This window comes from Kaistella yonginensis, assembly GCF_030409525.1.
In the GTDB taxonomy this organism is placed as follows: domain Bacteria; phylum Bacteroidota; class Bacteroidia; order Flavobacteriales; family Weeksellaceae; genus Kaistella; species Kaistella yonginensis.
Genome location: NZ_JAUFQB010000035.1, coordinates 1 through 2287, shown reverse-complemented (window position 1 = coordinate 2287; position 2287 = coordinate 1). Strand labels below are relative to the sequence as shown.

2 protein-coding genes are annotated in these 2287 nt (G+C 30.0%); one reads left to right on the top strand and one right to left on the bottom strand.

Going from position 1 to position 2287, the window contains the following annotated elements; translation table 11 throughout:
* Positions 1–90 precede the first annotated feature (90 nt).
* On the top strand, positions 91–702 hold the full coding sequence (locus tag QWY78_RS09270) for an ImmA/IrrE family metallo-endopeptidase (RefSeq protein ID WP_290219095.1): 612 nt from the start codon (positions 91–93) through the stop codon (positions 700–702).
* A gap of 278 nt (positions 703–980) precedes the next feature.
* Here QWY78_RS09270 and QWY78_RS09265 read toward each other — a convergent pair whose 3' ends face one another.
* Positions 981–2099 (bottom strand): hypothetical protein, encoded by a 1119-nt coding sequence (locus QWY78_RS09265; protein ID WP_290219092.1) that lies wholly within the window; start codon positions 2097–2099, stop codon positions 981–983.
* Positions 2100–2287 lie beyond the last annotated feature (188 nt).

Sequence of the window (2287 nt, the reverse complement as noted above, 5' to 3'; positions counted from 1 at the left end):
ATGAGATTGTTCATGTATTTAAGTGATTGGTAGTCAGGTAAATATACGATTTTTTAATCAAATGAACAATCTTTTTTCCTATATTTCTAAATGCACAACGGGTATAATTATAATAAATCTAACTCTGTCCGCTCTAGATTCACCTTGGCTCATGAACTTGGTCATTACTTTATTGACTCTCATCGTTTGGGATTAAAACTTGGAATTCTTGAACCCCACCCTTCAAAAATTGACAAGGTTCAATTCGACAGAATTGAAAAAGAAGCAGATTATTTTGCTGCTTGTCTTCTAATGCCTGAAGAATCTTTTCAAAGAGATTTATGGAATAGAAAAAATTTTAGTTTTGATGTAATTAATGATTTAAGCAAAGAATATCATGTTAGCAAAACCGCATGCGCACTTAGATTTGCCGAAATTGGAAATCATCCAATCAAAATAGTTTACGCAGAAAGTGGAATTGTAAAATGGCAAAAAAATAGTCAGGGCTTCCCCTTTTGGAATTTACTCAATGATAAAAAGGTTCCTGAAGGATTAGTTATGGCTGATTATTTTAAAAATAAAAAAATTTCAATTGAAAATCCAGAAGAAATTTTTGCCGTAGATTGCTTTGAAGGTGTTAAATCTGAAGACTCTAGAAGAGTTTTTTATGAACATTGCTTAGTATATGAAAATTGTGCGTTAAGTATCATTTGGGAAGATTAAACGATTCTTTAACTGAAAATTCAATCTAAATAGGCTTTATATGTTGTTAGCTAGAAAACTGTCTAAAAATATTCAAATTTGTAGCAGCACGTTCATATAGAAATTGGTACTTGGCCTAAAAGCATTAAATCATCTATAAAAGTGTTTGAAGATACGCTCGCCTTGGTGATTCACAACAAAATGGCACCAACTGAAGACAGTTAGCGCCATTTTTTTAAATTTATTTGTAATATCTTGACAATACCAATCATTCCGATAAAGTATCATTTGCTTCCTTTCTATTCCGCAGAAATTATATCGTTCATAATTTCGGTAAATGAAGAAAGAGTTCCCAATTCTTCGGGAACATATTTGTTCATATAAAAACGAGAAAATACTTCGAATGGTGTTAAGCTAAAGTTTGTATTTTCTATATGTTGCAAGTATTGATCAATAATCACAAAAATATCCAGGTAGTTATGGTTCAGATAATCTTGGTGCATTTCAAAATAATTTAAATTAATAAATACAACATCTCTTACTTTAACATTTTTAAGATCAAGATTTTCTATTTCTTTGGTAAATAATTTTTTAAAATGGTTATTGACTCCTTCTACACCAAATGTATTATCCGTGTAAATAATTACCGGGAAAATTTCCAAATCAATATCGGGAACTGAAGTATCAAATGAGACAGAATGATTGTCAACATCTTCAACAGCATTAAGAAGCTGTGTTATACCTTTAGATTTATTCTTCTTGTTTTTTAAAAACTTTTCTTCCAGTGCTTTGAATAATCTCTCTTGATTACCACTGTTTTTTGCTGATGCGCTCAATAAAACATCTTTAAATTCTATCAGACATATTTTATTAGAATCCCGCAGATAAACATCACACAGCTCTTCCCTCTTTGAATTGATACATTTGCTACCATAGAATTTTATCAAGCCTGGAAAGCATAAATCTAATACTTCTCGCAGATATATTTCTTCCGAAAAATCTTTGCCCTTCTCAGAAAGAAAATTATTTTCTATACCTTTTGTTTTGAGAAATGCCATAAATGAGAATACTTGTGCCTTGTAAAATTGATCCAGAAGAAAATTTATATTCAAAACCAAAAATTCAAATTGACTTATTTTGAAAAGAAATTTATTTCTAATGACTCCAAAACTGTCATCTGCCATGTAATTTGAAATTTCAGAATTTATACAGAAAGATTCGATATAATCAAGATCAATCTCTCCAAACTTATTACTGGTCTGTAGATTAATTTGATGACTGCGCTCTTCTGTAGGATGTCCAATATTAACTTCCGTAAACAGAACCATTAAGTTTCTAAACATTCTCAGATAACCACTCACATTTTTATTCTCATAATATTCTATAACCAAATCCTTATACTTAGCGTTATTTTCCAAATATTTAAAAAAAAGATGCACCTCGGGCGACTTGATTGTTAAAATCAAGGGAGGAGGCATAATCTTTTTGATAGATAAGATTAGACCTGTTGTGCATTTAGCATAAATTAATTTTTGTTTTATTTATACTTCTTTTAAAAACGAAAAAATTCAGATACTGTATCATTGTAAAGGAAGTGATTTTAGAT